The organism is Lentibacillus halodurans (assembly GCF_900112045.1).
In the GTDB taxonomy this organism is placed as follows: domain Bacteria; phylum Bacillota; class Bacilli; order Bacillales; family Amphibacillaceae; genus Lentibacillus; species Lentibacillus halodurans.
The window spans coordinates 33,358-59,418 of sequence record NZ_FOJW01000019.1; the positions used below are offsets into that span (position 1 = coordinate 33,358).

A 26,061-nucleotide genomic window follows, 5' to 3' on the forward strand; every position below is an offset into this window, starting at 1 on the left:
TATTTTGTTTGTATAAGTTCTAAACTATTTTTCGCTTTATAACTTCAAATAAACACTTATTAAAATTATGCGTTTAGTTGCTTTTAATAGTCGGATCATCCCCTGCATTATTCAATTATCAATGGGCTGATTACCTTCAATTGTTTGAGAGACTGCTTTTACTGCTTCTCCTGGGCTTGTCAATACTGGTAGTCCAAGTGTTTCTGTTTCACTTTTCGCGGATGCCTGGGTAATCTGCGCAAGAACAATCGCTTCGCAACCTCTTTCTTTCAATTTAGCTGCCGCTTCACAGTTAAGACGATTATGCTCTGTTTCATTTCCCCCTTTTAGTTCCGTGAACGCCTGTGTGCTGACTTCAGTATCCACCTCTATTTCATTAGCAAAATCTTTTGCGAGCTTTTCAATTTGAGCTTTTGTCGCTGGTATAGATGGCGCGTTGGTTGCGACCACACCCACCTTTCTAAAGTTTTTAGCGGCATTTTCCAACATCGGTTGATCGACTGCCAATATTGGAACTGATATAAAAGGTTTCATAACATTGACATAAGGTGTCAGAACTGTACATGCTACGATGATTGCATCCACCCCAGCGTCCTGTGCAGCAAAGGTGATTCTGGCAAAATCTCGATATAATCGGTCATCAATACCATCATTTTGATTTGCGTAGTACTGGATATTCTCATTAACAAAATTCAATAAGGTAACATCCGGTAACGTTTGTTTAAAAGCTTCATTTAACGGTGGCACAGCATTACATGTTGCATGAATCACACCAATTTTCATATCAACCTCTCCTCTTCCTAAGTGTAGATAAATGGACATTGTTAATATCTAATATCATTTAGTCCGAAAATCAAACATCATCATCGATGTTAACTTCAGATAATACAAACATTGCCAATTCACTATTGGTTGCATCCATATGGGACTCCATATACATTCTTGCACTATCTGAATCTCTTTTAGCAATTGATTTAGCAATCTCTTGGTGATAATGCACTGCTTTTTCAATCATTCCTGGACTTTTTGTGTAGGTGCGCAATTGTTTCAACTCTTCCTGTAAATCTAAGTAAGCTTTTATGGCATACTCATTATGAGTTGATTCAACAATAAGCCTATGAAATCTATTGTCTTCTTCGTCTGTTGACTTAAAAGTTTGAGCCAATTCACTCATTATTTCCGAAGACTCCGTAATCATTTCGATTTCATGATTAGAGGCTCGTTTTGCTGCGACATTTGCAAACAAAGGTTCTGTCATAAGTCGAAATTCCATCAACTTTAACAACTTCATGAAAGTTTTACGACTTACATTTGTGAATTGCATTGAAGGATCATAGCTTACAAATGTCCCTCTTCCTTGTTGGATGTTTACATATCCTTTGGATTCAAGAGTTCGAAAAACTTCACGGATTGTAGAAATCCCTACATTATACTGAGAAGCTAGTTCAATTATTGTTGGCAGCCTAGATTCAACCTCCCATTCCTGACTTTCGATCTTTTTTGTCATTTCATCTAGGAGTTGCCGATATTGAATTTTTGACATTGGAATTCCTCCAAATTGTAATGATTTTTATATAATACATCATATGTATTATATGTCAATCACTCAATTAATTAACCCCCCCTAATCTGATTGTTCAGTGTGAGCACAAAACTAGTAGAAATGGGCTAAAGCCGACTATATATCCAAAATTTTTTACACTATTTCGATTAACCTTCCTTTTTGAACAGATTAATAGATTTCTTCAATAATGGAGTAGATTGAATAATCGACACTAGTGCAATAAATAAAAGTATTGCTGAAGTAGGGTTTCTAAGAAATACTAACCAATCTCCATCTCCTATAATTAATGATTGATGTAAACTGGTATCCAGCATTGCTCCAAGTATCATCCCTATAACCAGTGGTGCTACTGATATATTCAACTTGTCCATGAAATAACCAACAATTCCAAATGTAAACATAATCATGACATCAGCCATACTATTATTCACAGCAAAAGTCCCTATTACAGCCATTAACACAATTATAGGTGCTAATATCTTGCTAGGTATTTTAGTAACTCCCACAGCTAATCTAGTGTACAGAAGACCTAAGCCAAACAAGAACAGGGTACTAATCAACACCGCCCAAAGTAACGTATATGTTACATCTGCATACTCAGACATTAATGTTGGACCCGGCATAATCCCATGTATCATTAGAGCTCCAAGTAATACAGCTGTGGTTGAACTTCCAGGTACTCCTAAGGTAATGGTAGGTATAAGAGCACCGCCAACTACTGCATTATTTGCCGCCTCTGGTGCCGCTAACCCCTCAGGGTGACCGGTACCGAATTTGTTCTTTTCTTTCGAAAATCTTTTAGCTTCGTTATAACTAAACCAACTCGCTGTATCTCCTCCAGTGCCAGGGATAAGCCCTGTAAATACACCAATCACACCCGAACGCGCCAAGGTCATTTTAAAAGATTTTATTTCCTTCCATGTGGGCAACATTTTTCCCTTGATTTTACTTGCTTTTACTTTCTCACTATCTTTTTCTACTAATTTAAAAGCCTGCGGAATTGAAAAAAGACCAATCAGAGCAACGACAAAAGATATTCCATCAAACAAATATACACTACCAAAAGTAAATCGAGTAGATCCTGTAATGGGATCCATTCCTATTAAGGAAATTAATACACCTATTGCCCCTGATAAAAGACCTTTTATAACAGAGCCTGTGGAAAGAGAACCGATAATTGTCAGGCCTAAGACAGCAATCGCAAATAGCTCCACGGCACCAATTGCAAGAGCTACCTGTCCCAAAAGAGGAGCAACAGTCAAAAGAACTATACCACTTATAATACCACCAACAAGAGAAGAAGTGAGTGAAATGCCCATAGCCTTCCCAGCCTGCCCTCTTTCAGTCATCTGATATCCATCTAATACAGTTGCCGCAGCAGCAGGCGTTCCAGGTGTATTAACTAAAATAGCTAATATAGACCCACCGTACATTGCACCCATGTATAAAGATGTCAACATAGTAATTCCCGTTGCAGGATCCATTCCAAATGTAAGCGGTAAAAGTATTGCAATTGCCATTGTTGCAGATAAACCAGGCATTGAACCTACAAATAAACCAAGACTCATCCCAGCAATGATAGCTAAGATACTTGTAATTGATAACACATTTGCTAGGCCCAGCATAATTTCATTCATTTTAGTCCCCCCTTCCTAGGACAATACCCCCATCGGTATCGGTATATTTAAAAACAAATTAAATACCGCGTAAACAAAAGCTGTAAACCCTATAGATAAAATAAAGGCTAATATAACATTAGTCGCTCTTAAATACATAAATACTCCGAAACTAAAAATTGGTGTTAAGATAAAATAGCCAATAATATCTAAGAAAAAAATATATAATGCAATTGAAATCCCAAAAAGAAATACTCGCTTAACATTTATGTTTTCTTTTTCAACCTGCTCATTTGTATTAGTCGCTTTCTTATGCTCAATAAAAGCTTGAATAAACATCGCTATAGCAAGAATAGCGATTAAAACTATTACAATTTGAGGTAACCTTGCAGCAGTATCTGGCAATTTTAGTGATTCTATGAAAAAAATAGATACGAAAACCAGAATCGATCCACTTGCAATTGTATATTTTAATAATATTGACATTTTAACCCCCCTTATGGGATGGAAGAAGAAGAGACCTTCCTCCTCCATATTTTTCTATAAATCCAGCGAGTTATCCCTCATACTCATCCTTTACTTCATCCCAAATCTCTGAAGTTGTTTCTTCTTGTTCATTTAGATAATTAATATATTCTTCCCCAATTTTAATATCAACTGGGAGCGAGACTTCTTCTAGAGATTTTTTAAACTCATCATCCTCACTTAACTGTTCGAAGGCCTCATACAATTCTTGCTTTGCATCTTCGGGTATGCCTTTTGGTGCAGTATAGCCACGAGAAGAACCAGTCACCAAATCCACACCTAGTTCCTTTAGAGTAGGAACATCCGGTAATAAATCCATTCTTTCTTCACTCATAACAGCTAGTGCTTTTAAGTTTCCTTCGTTAACTTGTGAAAAAACTACACCAAGGTTGTTAAAGCTAGCCGCTACATCTCCTCCAGCTGCTGCTTGCCACGATGGTCCATCCCCATCGTAAGGAGCCATTTCAACTTCTAAGCCAGTTGTATTCATCCACCTGAGTGTAGTGAAAAAGTCATCCCCACCAACACCTGAATGTGAAACGGTTAGATCACCAGGGTTTTCTTCAACATAATTAGCAAAGTCCTCATAAGTATCAAATTGACTATCATTTGGCACAACAATTACACCTGGATCTGTTACAACATTTGCGATTGGCTCTAATTCATCTAGCCTATAATCAAGTTCGGGGTTCAAAATATAATTTGAGACAACTTGAGGCGATGGTGTAACACTAATTGTGTATCCATCGTTCTCCGCTTGTTGTGCTAGCCTAGTCCAGGCTATTGCTCCTGAAGCTCCGGGATTATATTCATTAACAAAATTAGCATCAAGATATTCTTGGAGATAAGGTTGCGTTAACTGAGCTAATTGATCGCTTCCTCCACCAGGATCAAATCCTATCAAAACATTAATGTCGTTATTCGGATAGCCGGATTCCGCGTTTTCTGCTTCTGCACTATCATTATTCCCCTCGCCCTCAGATTCCGTACCACTTGTGTGGTTGCTGCAAGCTACTAAGAGTAGTAAAAGTGCCAACAAGGTTATTGTTACAAATCTCTTCTTCCCAAACATTACGTCTAACATCTTCATCCTCCTCCATAAATTAGATTTCAGAAATAACCACCGATATATCAAGAATTTGATAAAGGTTTTAATATTACAAATTAGTAGTAAATTAACTATAAATCACCAACAACGCCTTCTTTCCTTTTTTTACAGTTATTTATATAGAGTTTTTTAACCTTCATACTTTTAACTCCTTTCTTTTAAACTATCAACAATTGATTTGATTCTAACCCCCTTCACTTAATAATCCTTCTAACTAACCTGGTCAAATATGTAATCGCTATCAATAATTTAAATTAAATTCTGTGGAATGTTTAACCAAGAGTTTCAACTAACAAGTGTCTTGATATCGGTTACATAATAAATATTTAAAAGTTAATCCACTTCCTTCAATGTAATTGTGTTGATGTTTAAAATATACATAAAATGTATTTGTTAGTCAATAATTTTTTTATTAATTTAAAAAATTATTGAAATATATATTCACAATAACCTTCTCAAAGTTAGTCACCTCCATAATAATTTTCTTATAATTAAACACTGATTTATAGAATATAATATTCCGGCAAGACACTCACAAATCTTTCAAAGCAATGTATATTGCTTTATCATTGTTTAAAAGTGTAGTTCTCAATTAAAGGGATAATAAAAAAGGCCACCAGTTGTATTTAAGCCAGTGGCTCCAATTGATTATTTAAGTTCGACAAAATTCATGAGATTTCGGTTACTTCTCCGGGTGTAAACCCGACCGGGGAAAGTTCCCCGATAAACCTACATGCCAATAACTTCTCGTGATTCTGTTTCTTCTGTCTCGCTTACGGCCATCATGAAGCTTCCGATGACACAGATGCTGACGTTCAAGAGGAGTCCCCACAGGCCACTCAAAATGTTCAGCAATGACAGATCAAAAATGGTCATGACCGATGCGACAATGGTCCCTGCAAGTACCCCTGCGAAGACCGCATTAAGTTTATTGGCCGAGGCTGGCGTTAGTCTAGAACGTATTATGGAAAGATTAGGTCACTCAGAGGACAAAACCACCAAACAAATATATTTGCATACAACACAATCTGTAAGGAAAAGAGATTCTGAAAAATTCAGTAATCTAATGAAAACAATCACCAATTTTTAAGTCCAAAAATGTTTTGTGAGCAAAATTGTGACCACAACTTTAAGTTGTGGTCACAAATCATTGTCATATCAGGTTTAATAGGAGGCGTTTTACAACATGCCGCCCGTACTTGACTGTTTTATTTGGGATTTTGTAGGTCCCTAATTTCTATCCTTTTGTATTATTGGGAACATTAAAATACGAAATTGCTTTCACTCATTTTCGTGTTTTTATTGAAATTTGTGAGGTTTATGTGAGGTTTTAAACCTCACATAAGTTCTTTCACATTACCTCTTAAACAAACGCGCCCGTTAACGGATAAACGGGAGGTTTTGAAAAAGTGAAATGGTAATAATTAGCGTTGATAAGGATCCTGCAGACAATAAAGTTATCATTTTTCGTCTGTTATCTTTTTTGAAGGTTTAACAGCCTCTCGGGACACCGCAATCAATATAACGATAGAAAATATAGCTGCTATGGTTATAACATCTGTGGACATATTTGATAGCTCCTTAATTCACACAATATCTGAATTTTAACATACATTATTCCGCAACATGACCCCACAATGGCAAATTGGGCGCTGCTGTTTATTCCGGAAGCGCGCCCTTTCGTATTATATGGTCAGCTAGTCATTGTACTGGCTGACCTATTTTAATAGGTTTTATCCTTGAGGTAGTCGGGGTAGGACGCTGGCGCCCGTGGGACTTGGATCCCGTCCGCAATACAGTCCACCCCCTCCTTGTAGAAGCATGTTTGAGGCTGGTTGGGACGCGATCCCGCATAACAAGCGAAGCTATGAAACTACAAGGGATGTCAGGGGCGTACCGGCGAATTTATTAAAGGAGTTTTGATTACTATGAATCCTGTCATTGGCCTGGATGTCGCAAAAGAAGAAAGCCAGGTCCAAGCCTTTTTACAAAGGAAAAAACCTTATAAGAAAAGTTTTAAATTTGAACACCATCTACAAGGACTTCACGCTTTTTATCAGTTTTATAAGGAAGTGGAACAGGTTTCAGGACAACCTCCGGCTGTCATCTTTGAATCCACGGGGCACTATCATGAGCCTGTGCTTCAATTTCTGGAGGATCAGGCTATAACGTATTATTTGATCAATCCAGTGGTTTCTTATGAGGCCAGGAAAACGAGTCTGCGTAAGGTGAAAACGGATAAAATCGATGCCTTCCATCTGGGGGAGTTGTATTACAAAGAAGATCTGGAAGTATTTCAGAGGAAAACCGAGCAATACCTGAATCTGCGGCAATTAACCAGGCAACACAGCGCTTTAACAGATAGCTATGTTGAAATAAAACTGCAGTTTCAGGCTGCTGTGGACCATATTTTCCTAGAATATCATAAGGTTTTCAGTAATCTTTGTGGCAAGTTGTCGTTAAACACCTTACTGCACTATCCGACTGCTACGGATGTTCAAAAAGTCTCCCAGCAGACATTGGCCGATGAGATGCGTCAATTCGGGACAAGGCGTTCCCATGCATGGTTTTTGGATAAAGCAGCTCAATTAAAGGCTGCAGCGAATCGTAATCCCTTTCAACACCCTGTTTGTTATGGTCACGTTGTGAGCCTGCAGATGTATATTCAAATGCTATTTCAATACCAGGAACACCTATCCAAATTACAAAAAGAAATAGATGCCCTGGCTAAGACCTTTGAAGACTATGACGTGGTCCAATCGGTTCCTGGTATCGGAGAAAAGATTGGGGCAACAATCATCTCCGAAATCGGGGGAATCGATCAGTTCGAACACCCAAAGCAACTGGCTGCCTGTGCGGGACTAGATCCGAGTGTTTTTGAGTCAGGCAAATATAAAGCATCCATCAACCGCATCACGAAAAGAGGATCATCAAGATTGCGTCAGGCCCTTTATACGGCTGTACAATGCGGTCTTGCCAAAAACCGAAACAAGAAACTTATAGCCTTTTACAATCGCAAAAGAAACGAGGGCAAACCACACAAGGTTGCTGTGATTGCCTGTGCCAATAAACTCGTTCACTGGATCCATGCCATGTTAGAACGTCAGGAAGTCTTTGTAGATCCTTAAGTTACTAAAATTATGAACATTCCGAAACCTTATCGGTTGAACGGTAAGGGTATTTGGTATGCTCAATTTTTAGTGTAACATGTTTTTTTAACTTTTTTAGCCTTGAATGTTGACAACTATTGGCTGGTATTGCGGAAGATCAGGACAATTATTTGATTGCTGCTTTTAAGTTGTTTTTAAATATATTTTAAGCCGTTTATTTTATATAATGTGCAACTCGATAAATTTGAATTTATAGACTAGGGAAGTGATTTGAAAGTTGATACAACAACCAAAAAATAAAAAGAGGTATCTATTTATACTCTTGGGCGTTTATATAGTTGTATTGGTATACTTCATGTTTTTCGGATATAGACGTCCGCAGTTCGCAGGTTTAACGAATATCGATATTCGTTAATACCTGTTCGGATCCCTTGTGGCTTCCTAAACATTTTTCAATAGATATTATCAAAATCTGGATCTTTGCTCTAGGCAACCTTCTAGTATTTATTCCATTTGGAATACTTGTGCCGATGGTGTTTGAAAATCATTTTAAAACATACTTTAAGTTTATTAGCTTGTTTGTGTTTTTTATTCTATGTATGGAAATTGTTCAAATGGTAACTTATTTAGGAAGCTTTGATACAGAGGATATTATTGTAAATACAATGGGTGCAACAATTGGCTACTGCTCATACAAAGTAAGCGAACGTATGAATACTTCAAGAAAGAATTTGGTTTCTATGGGATTGTCCATTGTGGGATTATCTTTGTTGATGTTTCTCATAGCGTGGGTATTTAACATTACGATCACACCATATCTTGAAAATACATTCGGAGTTTATTAGGGTAATTCTAGTTTATCTGGAAGTGGAAATTATGAATGAGGAGTTTGGTTAAATAGCGTTTTAAGTTAAAGTAAAAATACCAAACCCTTGTTCAACATAACTGCACCTTTAAGTTGTAACTGCTAAACTGAATTTAACAGTATCTGCTTGATACAATTGAACACTTTTTATCTATTACTTCCCTCCAACAGGTAAAATTAACAAATAAGCTAATTTATTCCATAATCGCGCCTGTAAAAAAAAGAGGGTATCCTCAAAAACCGCTTGGCTTTTGGAGAACCCTCTTCCTTTATGCATATGAGGATATCGCTTGATGAATTTACGGTTCGATCAAAGATTATAGATCGACGGTCAATTCACCCATATTCCTGGCGACTTCCGGGTCGTGGTACGATAAGAAAAGACTTTCCCGCCTATCGAGGGTGGAAATTCGCTCCATATCTTCCGCGTCCAGCTCAAAATCGAAAATATCGAAGTTTTCGACGATCCGTTCTTTGCGCACCGATTTTGGAATAACAACGACTTCACGCTGAACAAGCCAGCGCAGCACGACCTGGGCGACTGACTTGTTGTGTTTTTCCGCGATCGAGGTCAGCACCTCGTTGCCGAACATGTTGTTGCGTCCTTCAGCGAACGGCGCCCACGACTGGTGCTGCACTCCCTGCTCTTTCATAAAAGCGGCGCTCTCGATCTGCTGGTAAAACGGGTGCGTTTCGACCTGGTTGACGGCGGGCACGATTTCGTTATGCACGATGAGGTCCATTAGACGGTCAGGCAGGAAGTTGCTGACACCGATCGCCTTGATCTTGCCTTCGCGGTACAGGTCTTCCATCGCGCGCCACGCGCTGTAGTAATCGCCGAATGGCTGGTGAATAAGGTACAGATCGAGATAGTCGAGCTGCAGCTTTTTTAAGGATTTGGCAAACGCCAGCTTGGTACTCTCGTAGCCGGCATCCTGAATCCAAAGCTTGGTTGTGATGAACAGCTCTTCGCGCGATACGCCGCTGCGTTTGATCGCGCGTCCGACCGCTTCCTCGTTTAGGTAACCGGCGGCGGTGTCGATCAGGCGGTAACCGGCCATCAGCGCTTCATATACCGCATTCTCGCATTCTTCAGCATCGGGAATTTGATAGACACCGAAGCCGATGATCGGCATTTTCACACCGTTGTTCAATGTTACAGTTTGCATTTTAATTCCTCCCATTGTTCAAATATAAAATAGCAAACGGCCGCAAATCCCGGGAATCGGGTACCGCAGCTGGGGTTCCGCTTACGGCCGATTTGCTTTATAATAAGCATATCGCTTTCGTGTTACACGAAGGCAAGCGATTTTTAATATTTTTTTCAAGGAGGATTACACATGCATACGGTCAAAGAAGCCGCCCTGATAACGGGACTCACCGAGCACGCTGTACGCTTTTATACCGATAAAGGGTTGGTGCCAAGCGTATCGCGCAATAAGAATAATATCCGGTTGTTCGACGAAGAATCGATCAACTGGCTGTATGGCGCCAAATGCCTCAAGCAGACCGGGATGCCGATTGAAAAAATCAAAACGTACGTCGACCTCTGCCTCGAGGGTGATTCGACCGTCCCGCAGCGCTTCGCACTTATAAAGGAGTATAAAGAAGCGGCGCTCGTTCAGCTCGAAGAAGCCAAGCGGCGCGTCTCCCATTTGGAACAAAAAACCACACAATATCAGGCCATTCTGGAACACCGCATCCCAGACACAACTAATCCCAGCAAATGGGAAAAAAATCGGAAGGACGCGAACGGTGGTCCAGCATTCCGGAAAAAGATAGTATCGCAGCCGTCCTAGAAAATACCCATATGAAGAAACAGGGGGTAGAAATATTCTACCCTCGTTTCGTTGAGAATGACGACTATCATTTTCAATTTATTCTATAATCCATGTAAGCGCAATCCTTATTCAATTACTGCGTCCTTTAACGGAATAGTTGACCATATTCTAAGGTTGTGGAATACTTAATAATAATAAAAAAGCTGACACTAAATAATCAGCTTTTTTCTGATAATCCTCTGTAATAAAAATCCAACAAGCAACCCTGGAATGACACTTAATATTGGAAGCCAAATTGGCCCCAACAATACCCAAATAGTGTAAGTTTAGATGAATAAATGGTTCCTACGGTCACAAAATAGGCTGAAAATACAAAAGGTTAAAAGGAATATGGTTTTTTTCCACCGCCTGCATCTTTATAGGCATCCCACATCGCAAAGAAATACAGACAAGGATAGAACATCAACCAGCCATAATTCGTTTGTTGAATTGCTTTTTCAATTTCCCATGAAAACTTGATATAATGATTTCGTTAAAGTTAGATTGAACGTTAATCAGAAATTCCAATGCAATAAAAAGTAATCCTTTAAGGAACTTACCGTTTAAAATTTGGCCAAAACCCAGTAACGCAATACTCCAAAAGAGTTTTTCATACTTATTATTTCGATTCATATTACCAATCCAAATTATCGCAGATGTTATTTTTGCTTTTCTTCCTGTAATAAAGACAACGACAGTATTGACAACTCTTATGTCTTTATTTGTTTCTCTGCCCTTTTGATAATTTCGTTCTGTCCTGTGCTTGAGGAGGTTCCTCCATCCAACCGTTTTTAATCATGATCTGTCCGGTGTTTTTAGAGAAAGTGAAGACGTCTTTTGCGATTTTCGCCAATTTTAGAGGTAAATCGCTTCGTAAACTAAATGCCGAACCAATAGCATTGCTTGTCAGACCAAAACTGCCAAAAACACTGGTTTGGTACATCATCAATTTGTCTGAAAAAGGAGCATTGGTCGAATCGGTTGCTGTACCTGCCCATATAGAAGGAGTGTGTAAATCACTTTGACGCAAAACATCACTTAACGTGGTAACAATTTGTTTCGCAAGTTCTTTTCCATCAAAGAAAATGTTTGCAGCATCATTATTTTGCGCTGATTGGGCAAAACCGGTCATGAGTGTCGAACCTATCGTATTGGACTCCAAAGCAAGGTAAAGATTGGCAATTTCAACAGTGTTTAAAGGTCTTTTATGACTTAACAAATTAAATCCGGACATATACTGCTTATTACGTGCAAATTCAACGTTTTTTGGCATTGGAACATATGGCGGACGCGGAATTGCCGAATTCTTCAACAGAAAACCTGTTGTTTGGTCAAAAGCTTCTTGAGCATCAGCCGTAAAACGCTGGTACAATTCTCTTATGTCATCCCTATAAGCTATGGATAGATGTACTGTGAAAAGTCCCATATTGATGGCTGTAATCATACGCAAGTGCATGATATCAAACATTTCATCGAATAAACGAGGCGCACCAGGTTCTACGTCTTTTTCAGTAAAACCAACTGGCAGAACAGCCCCTTCGTCTTGAAATATTTTTATCAGTGTATCTACATGTTCACTTTCCTTGTTGTAATAGGATTCTAAAATATCTTTGGCTTCCGGATTCTCTGCTTTTTCAATGTAATATTCCAAAAACCTCATGTTCATCGTCTTGTTTTGATAACCCATCCAAAGTGTTCCTAATTCTGCCCCTGAAATTGACAGATGGTCTGAACTGGTCATGTTTACATCCTCCTAACTCTTATCATTCGTTACTGGATAAATACGTTGTCCAAAGTTTTGCAATTTCCCCAGACCCAATTTAACTTAATGGTCTGTCATTTAATCCCTCCAGAATTAACATTGTTGGCGTATACCCAGTTACTTTTTGGCTAATTGATCATGGTCAATCATGCGTGGTGGTTCTTCCAATCAGCCATTTTCAATCATAAGATTCACTCCATCTTCCGTATATTTAGCAATTTCTGCCATAAGACGTGGATAAAGAGCTGCTAAATCGTGCCTTAATGCAGTTGATACACTTGTTCCATAATAAGCAATACCTATCTGATTCAGTCCTAGAGTCTGAAACAGCAAACTTATCTGAAAATGGTGAAACAGTTGAGTCGGTAATTGGTTCATCTGAAAGCATTGAAGCCGGAAGATTATTTTTCTCTAGTGTCGACGTGAAGATTTGCACATGTTTCGATGATATTTCTTTTCCCCGTTTAAAATATTGCCGCACCTTGTTAGATTTAACGACTTGACTAAAACCGGTTAATAAATGCGAACCCAGCGCATTTCGTTGGGTATTTGCATAAAGATTGGCGATTTCTAGACCAAGCAATGGCCTTTTCTCCCCGAACCATCCCGCCAAAAAACTTTGCTTCGTCACAAAATCCACTTGACCTGGCGATTCCATAAACGGAGCTCGAACATAAATACCTTTCGACAACAATACATTATTCATAGCCTCGTCATGTAGTTGAGTGGCTTCCTGTAGTCACTCAGAAAAGTAATCTCGAACATCTTGACGTGCACATAAGGCAATCGCCTGATCATTCATTTCCATCGCCATTTGAGCGGTCTGTTTGATGTTGTTTAGCATAAATTCATCCGAAAATAAACGCGGCGCCTGTAAATCCACGTCTTGATCAGAAAAACCAAACGGAACGGGACGATTATCAGCTTGAAAAAGTGCGGTGAGTTTGGGAATACGGGCTTAAACAAGCGTCAAGGCTTGTTGAATAACCGGACGAATATCAGCATCATCAACGATTTGCATAAAGTATTTCGTTGTACAAATGGTCATACTATCCTGCATATAACTTGTCCAGAGTTGTGAAAACTCCGAGGAATTCAGTCTCGGATTATGTTGTGTTTGATCCATGCCTATCACCCTTCATTATTTATTTCATGCTTGTCATATTTTTCACCCCCCTCCAGAAGATATACATCCCTCAATCTGTAAAATGATAGTTCTGCAATCCACTATTATATATGCACGTATGAATTTTGATGATGCCGATGACTCGCTTGTATAATGTTTACTATATCCTAAGAAAAAAGGCAGGGTCGAAGGGGAATAATGAACGATTTTGAGGAAACTACATACATTTTGTTCGTGAATTTAAAAATAAGCGTAATCAACATTAACAATCGATGAAAAGGAAATTCTTAAATGGGTTGCCCAAAAGCATGCTTGGGAAGTAAAATGGAAAAGAATGTCTGATTAAGAATTTATGTGCAGGATGAACAATTTATCTGATGCCTTGCTCATTGAATTTTATCATCAAGCAAAGGCATTAAATTTAGGCTCAGATTTTATTAGGCTAATCAAAAAGGAAATGAAACCACGCGGCTTGTTATTGGTGTTGATATGCCAAGTTTAAATAGCCAAAAGTGGATGTGGCATCTTTGGGGAATTGAAAATCCTGAGAACGTAGAATTTTAACGGTTGTTAGTTTTCATAAAGAAACAGGAACTGTTCATCAAATTCTAACAGATGGATGGACAAAAACTCTTGGTGGACCAAACAATGGTGCAGATGCACATACACCATCAACAGTAAAAATACCAGAGTCAGGAGAATGGGCTATGTTACTTTATACTGATGGTGAATTATTTGACACATTAATATATGAAATAAATGATTAGATTTTCAAGAAAATGCTTGTTCAATCATCGGGCGCTATTCCGGAATAAGTCTTGACACCCGTTTCATATATAAGGGCCACTTAACGGAATCACTCTTGGGTTAATTTAGGGGATTGAAAAACGGAGAGGTACTATGTCCAAGTCCATTTAGGGGCTTATGAGGTAAAATGGACTTGGGAGCATACAATTAAAACGATATTCAGGTTAAACTGCCCTTACTGTGGTGAAAAACAATACGAATCGGCATCATCAAGAATCAGAAGTTTTCTTTCTTAATTTAAGGTAGTAGTTCCAGAGACGTGCGCACTTCCGGAATAAAGGACAGCGTCCAATTTACCATTGTAGGGGCATTGAAAGGAATAAAATTTAAGTAACAGTATGATCTGATTAGTAGGGGGTAAAAGGTATGGCCAAAGAAATTGGTAGAAATGATCCTTGTTTTGTGGAAGTGGAAAAAAGTACAAAATATGTCATAGTGATGTTCACCCAGAGTCAAGAGCAGCTCGTTTGATTAACATATATACGAATATTGATAATAAAGTTAAAGATTATCAAGAATCAACAGGATATATACCACCTTGTCATAAAGGATGTTTTAATTGTTGTTATGATGACTTTTCTATTTCTGAATAGAATTTGAATTTATTATGAGAGAAATGAAAAACTGGAATGAAGATATTGTGAAAGAAGTGTTTGATCGTGCCTTAGCTCAATGTGATTTTCTAAAAGAAAAAAATCCAGAGGTATGGAATAACCTTGAAAAATATGCTCATAATAATGCATCTATTATGGGTAAACAATATGAATATCATGGAAAAATTCGCCGTAATAGTTTCCCTTGTCCTTTATTAAATCCCGAGACAAAAGCATGTATGGTTTATGATTCACGACCTATTATCTGTAGAAGTCATGGTACTGCTCATGTTAATGCTCATAAACATAGTAACACCGAAATATGTGAATTTATTCCTGAATCTAAGCAACATGCAAAACAAACGCCATCTGTTGATCACGAACAAGAAGAAGCTTTATCTTTTATCAATATGAAAACACCAGATGGAGAAATAGCACATTTGAGAACGTATCCAATATATTATTGGTTTAAGATTATTTATGAAAGAACGGGTGAAAAAAAGGCACAATATAATCACTATGACGATACAGTGAATTTTGATAGACCAATAAAACAGGCTGATTATTATACTTTGAAAGGATTTAACACTATTTAGGGTTAACTAGTAATCCTATACATGTTCCATTACAATAAAGTTCAAAAAAGTTGTTTACTGGACAAAAAAGTCCTTTACTGGCATAAGTGTTGATCTTCAACTAAAGGGTGCAGTTGTTGAATAACACAGGGAGGAAAATGATTAATAAACTGCTAGCTTGTAAGGTCTTTTTGTACAAAAGTAACAGTTGGTGTTTTCTTTTTTAGCAAAATCAGGTATACTGTATATAGAAGTTCATATAATAATAAAGCCGCAGACGTTATACCGTCTACGGCACAATAGACCAAACCCCATCAAGAGGGGCTAGGCAGCATCTAGGAAAAATAATCCCTCGGCGCTACCACAACGCATTTTTGAGGGGTTATTTTTTATGGTTTTTGTCAGACATAATGAACACCACTAACATCCCAAAGGATATCATCAGCGTCAGAGTATCAACAAAATCCATTGGCAAGCACCTCCCTCCCTGGGAAGTCTCCCAACGAAGACTAACGGCAGATCGACAGTGCTACCAAACCCCTCATGCGAAGCCGGTCTATTGTATTTTATTATAACATATTGCTATCATTTATACTGTGATTACTGAGGAATTTTTTGTTTTATTCAAACTAATCATTAGTTTAACAACAATAGTATAAATCATTTTCCGAACGGGCGTTTTAATCGAACAATAGTGTGCTGAAGTTGAGTCATATAATTGTGTTAACATTAAATAGGTAATCTAATGGAATAGGAACAATGGCAATAAAGTAAAAATAAGGACTGTTCTTGATGAAAAATCATATAAAAGTGAATGGGAAGCTTCTTCAAACAAATAAACGTTTTTCTCAATTGAAAGAGAGTCAAAAGAATTGGATTGTTCCTGAACTTTATAATTTATATCACAATAAAATGAAGGAAATTCGTACAACAAGAAAACTTCCACCACACCATCGTGATACAGTTATTTCATCTCTATATGAACAGATTAGGGATAGAGAAATATGGATTCCATATGGTGAAGTAAAAAAGTACATGTTTAGTAAAACTGCAAAGATGGTAAAATCGTTTAAAAAACAATTTCCTGAGCTGAGTAAGGAAATAGAAGCCGAGCACGCTAAAAAATAGAATGAATTTTGCATGCTGTTTTAAAAATGCAAGTCATGATTAACTATTCAGGTCACTGTTCCGAAATTTTCGTGATTACTCAAGGCTTATTCGATTGTTGAATAAAAATTGTGTGAAAAGACCATACTAGAATCAAATTAATTGATTCATAGTGTGGGAGAGTGAAAAACATGTTGTTGTCGAAAGCATGGGAGAATTACCAGTCTGATAAAAGAATCGAAGGTTATTCTCTTCTTACTTTGAAGATGTATGGCTTTCAATGTGAGCTTTTACAACGTTATTTCGGTGATATCAGAATGAACGATATTACAACGGAAAATCTGAAACAATACCTGGGCGAAGCTGGAGGACATTTAAAGCCATCCAGTTTGGGTCATCGTGTACGATTCATTAAGTCATTGTTTAAATGGACACATGAGGAAGGTTTTATCTCAAAAAATCCGGCTGCTAAATTAAAAGAACCTAAGTTAGGCAAACGAATTCCGAAGTTTCTTTCTGAACATGAGATTGAGCATCTTCGAGAAGGTTGCCACACACCAATGGAGAATGCTTTATTTGAATTTTTTTTATTCAACTGGTTGCCGGATCGGAGAAATCGCAAAATTAAATCAAGATGATATTAATTTTGCTGGGAACTCGGTGATTGTGCATGGGAAAGGCGATAAGGAAAGAGAAGTATATTTTAATATACGCTGTGCGATTTGGTTAAAAAGGTACTTGGATGAACGTAACGATGACGAACCCTGCTTGTTTGTCACGGAACGCAAACCCAAGAGGCGTATGGGTGTAGACAGTTTGAGATACATTGTTAAACGTATTTCAAACCGTGCTGGAATTAAAAAAACAATTCACCCCCATCAATTAAGGCACAGTTATGCTACACACATGGTAGACAACGGTGCACCCCTTGAAGTAATCCAAAGCCTTCTTGGTCATGAAAAGAGTGAGACCACGAGGATTTATGCTCATCTAAGCGGGAAATTGAGACATGATTTTTATAGTAAATATTTTTGAATCGGGTCAAATTGAGGAAAATCAGCAATAATTTTTACCGAAATAAAAACGGCATTACCCAAATGTAACGTCTGTATCCTAGATTACCCAATAATCTAGGATACAGGCTATTTTTATATTTCTTATTCAAGAAAAGCGCCCGTTAACGGAAGCTCTAAGTTATTTTTAATAGCTTTTTATGATAACTCTACTACCTCACATTTTTATTAGTGTTAGGTGGGGCACAATTCAGGAACCAGCGTTACCTTGCTTTCTATATTTTTCGCTTTGTAAAGCAAAGAACGCCCAAATCAGCACGAAAAAAGTTGCGTAACCTGTGTTATTTTCAACAAGTCTTCCAAGAAACCATCCAACTATGTCACCAGCAAACAACAATATAAATGTAAGGACAATTGTTAATAGAATGGAATGAATAATCAATTTAGGAAATCTAATCATTGATACTTTTGGAAAGTTGAACACTAATAAAACCTCCTAACAATAGCATTATCCAAAAATTATTACAGACTTAATTTGTTTGATTAAAGTGCTCGATGACGGAATAAACTTTTTACTGCTTATCTCTAAAAAAAGTTAATATATTCTTCTCTGCTACTTATTTCCACTAAAAACGGATATAAAAGCATAGCAATAATGAATAAAACAGGAAATAGACTGAGCAAGATGGCTCCTGGAATATCAAAGAAAATGTTAATCAGCAGTGGCAGTAAAATCATAACAGTCAAAAAGCTAATTTTGGTTTTTGATTTTTGTGTTTGATATTGCTTTTCCCCGCAATAAGGGCAATTTATTGCAGGATTCAATGTAGTGGTTTTTTTGATAGTTTGTTTCCAACTCCACTTGTTGTTGCAATTCTGGCAAGTTGGCATTTTAATCACTCCTTACTTTAAAACCTGGCCCGATTCAAAGGGGTGTACTCTTATTCGATTACTGCGCCCGATTGCGGAAGATCTTTATACTTTAATACCGTTCTTTTTAAACCACCTGTTAAATCATTCATTTACAAATGGCTAAGAATATTGACAAGCTTCCCGAATGGGTCCCTTACATAAAATCGCCGAACCCACCATGGCTCCTTAGCTGGTCTATACTCAATTGGAATCCTTGCTTCTTTTATGCGAGTTAGCGCATCGTCGAGGTCATCAACTTCAATTGACAGATCAGGCACAGACGTCTGGGAGCCTCTCATTATTTTCTGCCTGTTAGCAATTTCACCAAAATGAACCGGCGCTGTGTGCGCTGCCCGCTAACCGCACCATAGTGCCCAATTCTTCACAATCCTCCATTTCTGCTTAACCTTATTCGATAATAGACTCTCAAAATGGTAAGAACCAATCCAATGATGAAAACGATCGCCAATAAGATCATCGCAGCTGGAAAAAGACCAAACGCATCAATAATCGTTGAACTATTATCCTTTAGTGTCGGAACAATAAATAACAACCAGCCGATTGCCACGACAGGTATCAATTGTGGAATCAAACGCAGATAGAATCTCCAAACTGGATGTTGTTTGCGTTTATACGACCATTTTTTACTTCTCCGTATTCCTATGATACCTAAAATCAAGTAAATCAATGTGATACCACCAAGTGACCAATCAATGATTTTAGGTGTTGGAGCTTTCAATTCGGGTGCTTGTCCCTCCGTCAATTGTATAATTCCTGAACTCATCTCATATGCATGTTCGAATGTAGTAGTGAAGCTATTGAGTAAAACGGCAACTGCATAGCCGCTACTTGGAACGATATCTTGCTGAGATTGGAAAGTAGATATTGAACCGCTATGAGAAATTCGAGCTGGTTTAATATTTGGAGAGCTAAAAGACCAGCCAAACCCATATATTTCACTTCCAGGTTGTGGTGAATATGACTCTTTCAGCAGCTCTTGGGATAATAATTGTACTCCATTTTCATTTTTCCCCTCGTTCGTATGCATAGATAGCCATTTTCCCATATCACTAGCTGTCGTAAAGATACTTCCTGAACCACTGAACATTTTTTCAAGTTCTGTCCATGGCATTGCCGTACCATATAGCGTGACATATCCTCGAGATATTCCGAATTCCTTTACAATATCCCCGGAGCGAACTGCTGAGATGGAATCATTCATTCCGAGCGGTGAGAATACATTTTGTCTCAGGTAGTCATTAAATTCTTTCCCACTAATTTGTTCTACCAAATAAGCTAATGTCCAGTAGTTTGCATTACTATATAAATGTTTTTCTCCAGGGTCAGATTGCAGTTTCCAATCACGAAGACGTTCTACACCTTCTTTTAACGTATTTGCTGGGGCTACAATGGCAGGATTAGGCAGCCCGGATGTGTGACTCAACAATTGACGTACAGTCACCTGTTTCCACCTTTCATCACCCAGTTTTAGTTCTGGAAGATAATTTACAATTGGGTCGTCCAGTTTCATTTTCCCTTCCTCAACCAATTGCAAAACAGCAAATGCAGTAAATGGCTTCGTACCAGAAGCAATACCAATCTTAGACTTTGCAGTCAGTGGTTTTCCGTCAGAATCATGACCAAATCCTTTTTCATATAGTACTTTCCCATCCTTTACGACTACAATGGCTGCACCAGGCAGTCCGTTTTTTTCGATATAATTCGCAACATATTCTTCAACACCTGATGGATCGAGCGATTCAGCAGCCTGGGTTGATAAAGGTACATTCAATAAATTTATGAAAATCATGATCATCAGTAGAAAAACACCTGTTTTTTTACACATTATTTAAGCTCCTTTTTTCACCATATCTCTAATTTTCCTTTGTCCATCACGTGTCCAGATTGAATTATGGATGTCATGATGAATATGTCTTCTTTCTCTATCTCCAATTGATCATATATCGATTGAAATAGAAATCTTTGTATTTCTCTCACGTTATTCTCTTCCCATAAGCTTGGAAGATAAAGCTTGACCATCAATTTATAATTTGCTCCAACCTGCATGATATTCTCGACTACGTTAATTGTACAATATTCTTTACCAACACTGGCAGCCGTCGCCCAGTCTTCGAGCATCCGTTCACACTGTTTTTTGCTGATTTTCAAATCTTTACTGGCATGGAAAAAAGCAATTGGCATCAATATCGTCCTTTCATTTATATTTAGACACTCATGCCGTTGGCAAGGCACCATCAGATGATGAAATTTCATTGAAGCCCCTCGACTGTGGATCAATAGTCACTTGATCCCTGCAGTCCGAGGCCTTCATAAAAACACTCTTGCAATACGCCAAGGTTTTTATTTCGGGATAGAGCAAGTGAAATATAAGAATTTGTACACTCAGAACAGAAAAAGAGGAACCCTGTAAGGATTCCATAAGAGATGCAACTTACTGACTTCCTACACTGCCTTTTATATTTGACTTAATGCACAGACGGCTCCTTCTGGATACTCAATGACGGCAAAGCTGCCGCACCCCGAGCCTTCCGGTTTTCTCAGCACATTCCCACCAAGCTCACGGCACATCTTTAAGCTATAGTCCAGATCTTTCACTTGAAAATAAGTCAGCCATACGGGAGGCAACCCCGCATTGCTTCCCGACTGATGACAAATGCCGGCAACAGGAGTCCCCTCTTTGGTTGTCATCATGTAATCACTATAATTTCCCATATTGACTTCACTGTGCTCCCAACCGATCACCTTTTTATAAAATTCGCGCACCTGCTCTGCATGCTCGACGGTTAAATCGGCGGATATAATCTTCCCTTCCTCTCCCATGTCACTTATTCTCCTTTCTTTATTTGATTTCGGTTTCATTATAACCAATTTCATTCACACTCATTTATCCTGAATTGCGCTGTTGAATGTATTTTTTCATCAATAATGATAGAGAGACCAGTATCGGCGGGTCTGTGTTTCGTCTCGGCCGCAACGCCAGATCAATTCCTTCCCTGATATGAAAGCCTTGGTCGAAGGCGAAAGGCTCTCCCCATCTTGCGTATAAAGAATTGTGAAGAATTTCCCTGTTCGTTGTATGCTTGGACTTCGCGATCGATGACGCCATCAAATAATATGTGCCGGAACAAATATTTGCCAAACGATAAAAACCATCTTTTTTCAACAATTGAAAATAGGCGGGCAACCCCTCCGGTACAGGCTTTTTAAATAACCCGACTAACACGATCCCCTCATCAAGCTGCTCCACCCCTGTTACCCATCCGCAAACCACGGAACCATCGCTGCCGTATGGAATACTTGTTTTTGCACGATGGACTTTCATGGAATGGTGGTATTCGTGCAATTGCCGTGACTGGGCACGGTATTGAGCCGGGGTCATGCCGACTTTCTGCATAAAGGACGAAGTGAAGGATCCCAGGCTCTGGTAACCGACATCCAGACAAATATCCCGAATCGTCAAATTGGTGTTCAGCAAAAGCGTCTTGGCGTTCTGAATGCGGACGGCGGAAATATAGTAAAGGGGAGATATGCCTGTTACTTTATTAAAAATTTTGGTTAAATGGTACGGACTGTAGGAAGCGATGGCGGCCAGATCGGACAAAGCTATCGGACCATCCAAATGGTGATGAATATATTCCAGCACCCTCTCCACGGCTGCCTCCCACTCCGTCCTCTCATGATCTTGCGACATAATCCTCTCCCCTATCTTAATCCAGATTCGTTTTTATAATTTTTGCACATAAAGTACTCATCGTTGACTTTGACGTTTACACGAGTCAACTGTAAACCATCCTGCCCTCTGATTACCGTATGTGAATTCATTGCATTACCCCCACACACTTTAACTTTAATATTGAATGACGATTTCTTTTAGATTGCTATTTTGAGTGGCGTGAGATCAATTCCTATTGAAAAACTATCATTCCTTCATCATAATGTATGCATAAGACTATTTAGAAGCGGACCACAACTTTTATGGACTTATTACAAGTTGGGCTCTAATGGTTGGAATGGTTTGCAGCAGAATTGCTAAAAAAGGAGCTATAGACGAATGAGTACAGCTAAAGATGAACTGAACCCCACTCTTGCCACTCGAAAATTGCAACTGGCCATTGCCTTGAGCTCGTTGGTTTTTACCATCGGCACTACATTGCATAATTTCGTTATTGTAAACACTGCTTTGATCGAGACGATGATGCGTATGGAAGGTGTTGCTGATCCAGCTGCTGAAGCATCAGGCTTCACAACAGGCTTTCGCATTGTCGGCTGCATCTATATTCTCGGTAATGCGTTAGGTATGCTGTCACTGTTTAACAGATCGCATACACTGTGGTGGACCGTCTTCACCGTTAATATCACTCAGGCAGCAGGGTTCGTAATGATTCCTTCATCCATGTGGACAGCTGCTGCCGAAGCGTACGGCTTCTGGGGTATTTTGCCGAGCACTGTGACTGACGGCGGTGCGTTGATCCTGATCTTGTTCATGATTTATTTTTTGATAAAATACCGAAGCCCATGGGGTCAACAACGAGTAACCAAGTCATGAGAACCCAGCTTTCTTCGCGTTCTCGAGCGCACATGAGAAAAAGGCACATGATATTCCCAGCATCGTAAAAAGAACTCTTGCTTTGTTCCTCCCCCTCATGGAAGAACATAAACAAATAAAATTTCTTATGAATACACAGTTGCTGCTTTCTGCATTGGATATCCAGAGCTTGTCAAAATTAAAACAAATCTGGACATCAGTCTGAAAAGTTCAGATCGGGAGTTGCTGAAATGAACTCGAAAAAGTAAATAATGTTAATTAATCTATTGACTTTGCCACTGCACTCTACCTAAATCCGGGTAAGCTTATCTGGGTTTCGTACGACGTAAATTCTGGCAAGCTTTCCGCAATGGAGATGTATAAACATGGTAGCAACAATTTCGTCCATCGAACGAAGTAATATCCCCGTCCCACCGTTCAAAGGAGCCACCTCAAAGTGGATATTACTTTGATAAATAGTCTTTGCGCTGCTGAGCGTCATTGCCAGGATATGAGCCACTTGATCGCGCGTTTGTACCGGATGCTTGAATGCAGTTATTTTTCCGCCTCCGTCGGCAACTAGCATGACGTCTTCACTCAGGAGAGACAATACATGATCAACATTTCCTTGCTCAAGAGAAGTGATGAATCGGCTAACCCATTCCAAATCGGTCGGTTCTGCCTTGACCTGTTCTTCCGTGGATATTCCCATCTTGCTTCTCGCCCGGCTCATTGGCTTGCGGCAATTCGTTTCTCGATTGCTGAGCAAGTCAGCGATTTCGGAATAATCGAAGCCAAGCGCCTCACGCAGTATGAAAACCGCTCGCTCTGTCGGGGTTAACTGCTCCAACGAGCATGGCGTAAGACAGCAGGTCGCGGTGGACGACTGTTGTTTCGAGCGTATACGACTCAGATGTCCGAATCGGTTCGGGTAGCCACGGACCAACATACACTTCCCGTCTCTTTCGCGCTGATTTCTGAAGATTGAGACAGTGATTAGAGTTATTTGTTAACCTAATTTATGAAATACGTAATCACTTGAACTCCTTATTATCGTAAGCTATTATTTGACCTTCCATAGCATAAAAGTTCATTGATATTTTCCGAGTCCTATTATTAAACTCAGATTGGTATTTTATGTAATCTGGAAATGAACTTGCTTTTACTTCAAAGACTCTATAACTCATTGGTTTCTAAACCATTTTTCAATTCAGCACATCCAACAATTGATTCCATTTCGTTATTGGTGTTACGTCTCTTAACAAACAATTTGTCAAATCTAAAGTCAAAGCCATAAATTTCACCATTCGGCTTTACTATTAACGGATATACTTTGATCTCACTCGGTAATTCAGATAAATCATTTTCTATCTCAATATAAAAAGTAATGAAATCTATTTTATCTCCACTTTCATTCTTTTGTACTTGCATTTTAAATTTAATTTATTGAATTCTTTGACTATTATCTAAACAATTTGGCACTTGATTTAGAACTTCTTCTAAGATGTTATCGACTGTATTTATGACATAGTCGTAAATTTCCTTAACTTTGACCAATGCTTCCTCTTGTTTGTAAAATGCGTTGTCATAACAAAACTCATTAATATAAAATTCATCTACTTTTCCGATCATAAAACTGTTTTTAACTGTTATCAGTATAGTCTTTATGTGTTTGATATAGTTATCAAAAGCTGATAAATACTTAAATTCATTATCATCTTTTATTTGAGATAACTGTTGTTTCAAATTAGCAAAGTCATATATACTATTTATCTTGGACAGTACTTTTTTAAGAAGTCCCTTATCTGTTACAGGGTATGCTTCATCACCGAGCAATCCAGCATTAATAATTTGAAACAAGACATCCATACTAACCCTTGCATAATGGAAAAACTCAATTGTAGTTTTTCTTAGAAAAGCAACATCGTCAATTTGATATCCAGCTATATCTAAATTTGTTCTATTCAATTCAACTTGTGTAATTGATGCATTTCCTTCTTCCATTGCATTATGGAATATTTCATTTTTTGTAGACTCTAATACAATTTTTCGATGCTCATATATTTTATTTAGCAAGTTGTATGACATTGACATGTAGCCTAAAGTTTCATGCAGACTCTTAACATATTGCCATGCATCATAAACTTTTTGTTCTGCCAATTTCTTTTCCAACGGATTTCTTTTCCAACTGTTTAAAGTCAATATTCATATTGATCTCCTTTTTTACCTATATTTCCACAAGACGTGGCTTTTTCATTTGCACAATTTTACTTAGCGTACCTAGTGTTTTTTCAATGATCCACATGCTTTTTGTGGACTGTCATGTTGGTCGATGGAAGCAATAAAAACTATCCGTAACTAAAATTATAATTGCTCACTTAGGTAAATTTTCACCATTACATCTGTTCTCTTTATTCACTAACCTTGTAGGAAGATATTGAATATCGATTTCATTTTGAGAAATCTATATATTATGCCGCTATTAAGAACCATCCTATATGGTATTAGCCAAATAATCTGTTTTTATTTTAACATAAAAATCTAATTGTAAAGGAGAGAGTTATGCCACAATCCCAGCTAACAAGAAGTCAACCCCTGAGACTAAAAAAGTTTCTAAGAACATGATACAATAAATTCGCAACGACAAATAGCCTTCCCAATCGGAAGGCAATAAAGAATATTTGTTCGTATTGTTCCTAAGCTTCTACAAAAGCTTCTTTTCGCTTAAGCATGTAAAAGATCCAATGAATCAGCCTGTTCATGCACGCCCCCATTACGACTTTATGCGGTTTGCCTTCTTCTCGATTGCTTTGATAAAAAGCGATAAGTCTCGTATTTCGTGATTTACGCAAACCACATAAAACAGCGGTATACAAGGCTTGACGCAGTTTACTGGAACCGCGTTTGGTCATGCGATTTTGCGTGGCTTTGAATTTTCCTGATTCATGAACCCTGGGGTCAACCCCCGAAAAAGCAACTAACTTTTTCGGATGATGAAATCGATCAATTCCC

General features: G+C 38.4%; 25 protein-coding genes and 7 pseudogenes. 9 read left to right on the forward strand and 23 right to left on the reverse strand.

The window, feature by feature from the left end:
• Positions 1–111: 111 nt before the first annotated feature.
• The 6 genes and pseudogenes from BM195_RS16770 to BM195_RS19230 all read right to left on the reverse strand — a co-directional run bounded on the left by BM195_RS16770 (position 112) and on the right by BM195_RS19230 (position 6,381).
• The gene (locus BM195_RS16770) at positions 112–783 is read right to left on the reverse strand and encodes an aspartate/glutamate racemase family protein (RefSeq protein ID WP_170848291.1); all 672 of its coding nucleotides are present in this window, start codon (positions 781–783) and stop codon (positions 112–114) included.
• A gap of 70 nt (positions 784–853) precedes the next feature.
• Positions 854–1,543, reverse strand: coding sequence for a FadR/GntR family transcriptional regulator (locus tag BM195_RS16775; RefSeq protein WP_090241162.1), 690 nt, complete (start codon positions 1,541–1,543; stop codon positions 854–856).
• A 167-nt stretch (positions 1,544–1,710) separates the two neighbouring features.
• Positions 1,711–3,201 carry a tripartite tricarboxylate transporter permease gene (locus BM195_RS16780; RefSeq protein ID WP_090241164.1) on the reverse strand — a complete coding sequence of 497 codons (1,491 nt, stop codon included), beginning with the start codon at positions 3,199–3,201 and terminating at the stop codon, positions 1,711–1,713.
• 15 nt (positions 3,202–3,216) lie between these two features.
• On the reverse strand, positions 3,217–3,666 hold the full coding sequence (locus BM195_RS16785) for a tripartite tricarboxylate transporter TctB family protein (protein WP_170848292.1): 450 nt from the start codon (positions 3,664–3,666) through the stop codon (positions 3,217–3,219).
• A 70-nt stretch (positions 3,667–3,736) separates the two neighbouring features.
• Complete coding sequence (locus BM195_RS16790) at positions 3,737–4,789, reverse strand: Bug family tripartite tricarboxylate transporter substrate binding protein (RefSeq protein ID WP_211772933.1); 1,053 nt, start codon at positions 4,787–4,789, stop codon at positions 3,737–3,739.
• Between the two features lie 1,404 nt (positions 4,790–6,193).
• Positions 6,194–6,381, reverse strand: a pseudogene (locus BM195_RS19230) (hypothetical protein).
• Between the two features lie 360 nt (positions 6,382–6,741).
• Between BM195_RS19230 and BM195_RS16805 the strand changes: the two are divergent.
• Both BM195_RS16805 and BM195_RS19235 read left to right on the forward strand, forming a co-directional pair.
• Entirely contained in the window at positions 6,742–7,941 is a 1,200-nt protein-coding gene (locus BM195_RS16805; RefSeq protein WP_090241170.1) for an IS110 family RNA-guided transposase, read from the forward strand.
• A gap of 413 nt (positions 7,942–8,354) precedes the next feature.
• Positions 8,355–8,768 carry a VanZ family protein gene (locus tag BM195_RS19235; RefSeq protein ID WP_170848293.1) on the forward strand — a complete coding sequence of 138 codons (414 nt, stop codon included), beginning with the start codon at positions 8,355–8,357 and terminating at the stop codon, positions 8,766–8,768.
• A gap of 337 nt (positions 8,769–9,105) precedes the next feature.
• Here BM195_RS19235 and BM195_RS16815 read toward each other — a convergent pair whose 3' ends face one another.
• Positions 9,106–9,957 (reverse strand): aldo/keto reductase, encoded by an 852-nt coding sequence (locus BM195_RS16815; protein ID WP_090241174.1) that lies wholly within the window; start codon positions 9,955–9,957, stop codon positions 9,106–9,108.
• 171 nt (positions 9,958–10,128) lie between these two features.
• Between BM195_RS16815 and BM195_RS16820 the strand changes: the two genes are divergently transcribed.
• The gene (locus BM195_RS16820) at positions 10,129–10,587 is read left to right on the forward strand and encodes a MerR family transcriptional regulator (protein WP_090241176.1); all 459 of its coding nucleotides are present in this window, start codon (positions 10,129–10,131) and stop codon (positions 10,585–10,587) included.
• A gap of 191 nt (positions 10,588–10,778) precedes the next feature.
• Here the strand turns inward: BM195_RS16820 and BM195_RS18710 are convergent.
• From BM195_RS18710 to BM195_RS18715, 4 genes and pseudogenes are all read right to left on the reverse strand, one after another.
• A pseudogene (locus BM195_RS18710) lies at positions 10,779–11,241 on the reverse strand (hypothetical protein).
• Between the two features lie 85 nt (positions 11,242–11,326).
• Complete coding sequence (locus BM195_RS16830) at positions 11,327–12,349, reverse strand: DUF3231 family protein (protein WP_090241178.1); 1,023 nt, start codon at positions 12,347–12,349, stop codon at positions 11,327–11,329.
• A gap of 189 nt (positions 12,350–12,538) precedes the next feature.
• Positions 12,539–13,076: pseudogene (locus tag BM195_RS16835) on the reverse strand (DUF3231 family protein).
• Between the two features lie 33 nt (positions 13,077–13,109).
• Positions 13,110–13,496, reverse strand: a pseudogene (locus tag BM195_RS18715) (DUF3231 family protein).
• Positions 13,497–13,857: 361 nt separating this feature from the next.
• Here BM195_RS18715 and sda point away from each other — a divergent pair.
• The 5 genes and pseudogenes from sda (at position 13,858) to BM195_RS16870 (ending at position 17,613) form a co-directional block, all read left to right on the forward strand.
• The gene (gene sda / locus BM195_RS16850; RefSeq protein WP_139224017.1) at positions 13,858–13,998 is read left to right on the forward strand and encodes a sporulation histidine kinase inhibitor Sda; all 141 of its coding nucleotides are present in this window, start codon (positions 13,858–13,860) and stop codon (positions 13,996–13,998) included.
• A gap of 700 nt (positions 13,999–14,698) precedes the next feature.
• The gene (locus tag BM195_RS19240) at positions 14,699–14,896 is read left to right on the forward strand and encodes an SEC-C metal-binding domain-containing protein (RefSeq protein WP_139224018.1); all 198 of its coding nucleotides are present in this window, start codon (positions 14,699–14,701) and stop codon (positions 14,894–14,896) included.
• Positions 14,897–14,910: 14 nt separating this feature from the next.
• Positions 14,911–15,492, forward strand: a complete 582-nt coding sequence (locus BM195_RS16860; RefSeq protein ID WP_090241188.1) for a YkgJ family cysteine cluster protein — start codon at positions 14,911–14,913, stop codon at positions 15,490–15,492.
• Between the two features lie 771 nt (positions 15,493–16,263).
• Positions 16,264–16,599: a hypothetical protein gene (locus BM195_RS16865; RefSeq protein ID WP_211772934.1), complete on the forward strand. Its 336-nt coding sequence runs from the start codon at positions 16,264–16,266 to the stop codon at positions 16,597–16,599.
• Positions 16,600–16,769: 170 nt separating this feature from the next.
• Positions 16,770–17,613, forward strand: a pseudogene (locus tag BM195_RS16870) (tyrosine-type recombinase/integrase).
• Between the two features lie 228 nt (positions 17,614–17,841).
• Here BM195_RS16870 and BM195_RS16875 read toward each other — a convergent pair.
• From BM195_RS16875 to BM195_RS16905, 7 genes and pseudogenes are all read right to left on the reverse strand, one after another.
• A complete protein-coding gene (locus BM195_RS16875; RefSeq protein ID WP_090241190.1) occupies positions 17,842–18,075 on the reverse strand; it encodes a hypothetical protein in 234 nt (77 codons plus the stop codon).
• A 101-nt stretch (positions 18,076–18,176) separates the two neighbouring features.
• Positions 18,177–18,482 (reverse strand): TIGR04104 family putative zinc finger protein, encoded by a 306-nt coding sequence (locus BM195_RS16880; protein WP_090241192.1) that lies wholly within the window; start codon positions 18,480–18,482, stop codon positions 18,177–18,179.
• Between the two features lie 131 nt (positions 18,483–18,613).
• Positions 18,614–18,796: pseudogene (locus tag BM195_RS16885) on the reverse strand (VOC family protein); the annotation flags it as partial.
• An 89-nt stretch (positions 18,797–18,885) separates the two neighbouring features.
• Entirely contained in the window at positions 18,886–20,349 is a 1,464-nt protein-coding gene (locus BM195_RS16890; protein WP_090241196.1) for a serine hydrolase domain-containing protein, read from the reverse strand.
• 17 nt (positions 20,350–20,366) lie between these two features.
• Positions 20,367–20,705: a hypothetical protein gene (locus BM195_RS16895; protein ID WP_090241199.1), complete on the reverse strand. Its 339-nt coding sequence runs from the start codon at positions 20,703–20,705 to the stop codon at positions 20,367–20,369.
• A 273-nt stretch (positions 20,706–20,978) separates the two neighbouring features.
• On the reverse strand, positions 20,979–21,344 hold the full coding sequence (locus BM195_RS16900) for a VOC family protein (protein ID WP_090241201.1): 366 nt from the start codon (positions 21,342–21,344) through the stop codon (positions 20,979–20,981).
• Positions 21,345–21,408: 64 nt separating this feature from the next.
• The gene (locus tag BM195_RS16905) at positions 21,409–22,215 is read right to left on the reverse strand and encodes a helix-turn-helix domain-containing protein (protein ID WP_090241207.1); all 807 of its coding nucleotides are present in this window, start codon (positions 22,213–22,215) and stop codon (positions 21,409–21,411) included.
• A 360-nt stretch (positions 22,216–22,575) separates the two neighbouring features.
• Between BM195_RS16905 and BM195_RS16910 the strand changes: the two genes are divergently transcribed.
• Positions 22,576–23,070 carry a hypothetical protein gene (locus tag BM195_RS16910; protein WP_090241209.1) on the forward strand — a complete coding sequence of 165 codons (495 nt, stop codon included), beginning with the start codon at positions 22,576–22,578 and terminating at the stop codon, positions 23,068–23,070.
• Positions 23,071–23,359: 289 nt separating this feature from the next.
• Here the strand turns inward: BM195_RS16910 and BM195_RS18720 are convergent, their stop codons facing one another.
• The 5 genes and pseudogenes from BM195_RS18720 to BM195_RS16930 form a co-directional block, all read right to left on the reverse strand.
• Entirely contained in the window at positions 23,360–23,761 is a 402-nt protein-coding gene (locus BM195_RS18720; protein ID WP_244535794.1) for a sigma-70 family RNA polymerase sigma factor family protein, read from the reverse strand.
• 57 nt (positions 23,762–23,818) lie between these two features.
• Positions 23,819–23,998 (reverse strand): annotated as a pseudogene (locus tag BM195_RS18725) (sigma factor-like helix-turn-helix DNA-binding protein); the annotation flags it as partial.
• Positions 23,999–24,225: 227 nt separating this feature from the next.
• Complete coding sequence (locus tag BM195_RS16920; RefSeq protein WP_090241211.1) at positions 24,226–24,480, reverse strand: hypothetical protein; 255 nt, start codon at positions 24,478–24,480, stop codon at positions 24,226–24,228.
• A 12-nt stretch (positions 24,481–24,492) separates the two neighbouring features.
• Complete coding sequence (locus tag BM195_RS16925) at positions 24,493–25,221, reverse strand: hypothetical protein (protein WP_139224019.1); 729 nt, start codon at positions 25,219–25,221, stop codon at positions 24,493–24,495.
• Positions 25,222–25,745: 524 nt separating this feature from the next.
• Positions 25,746–26,061 (reverse strand): transposase (locus BM195_RS16930; RefSeq protein ID WP_139224020.1); only part of this gene is annotated, 316 nt, incomplete at its 5' end.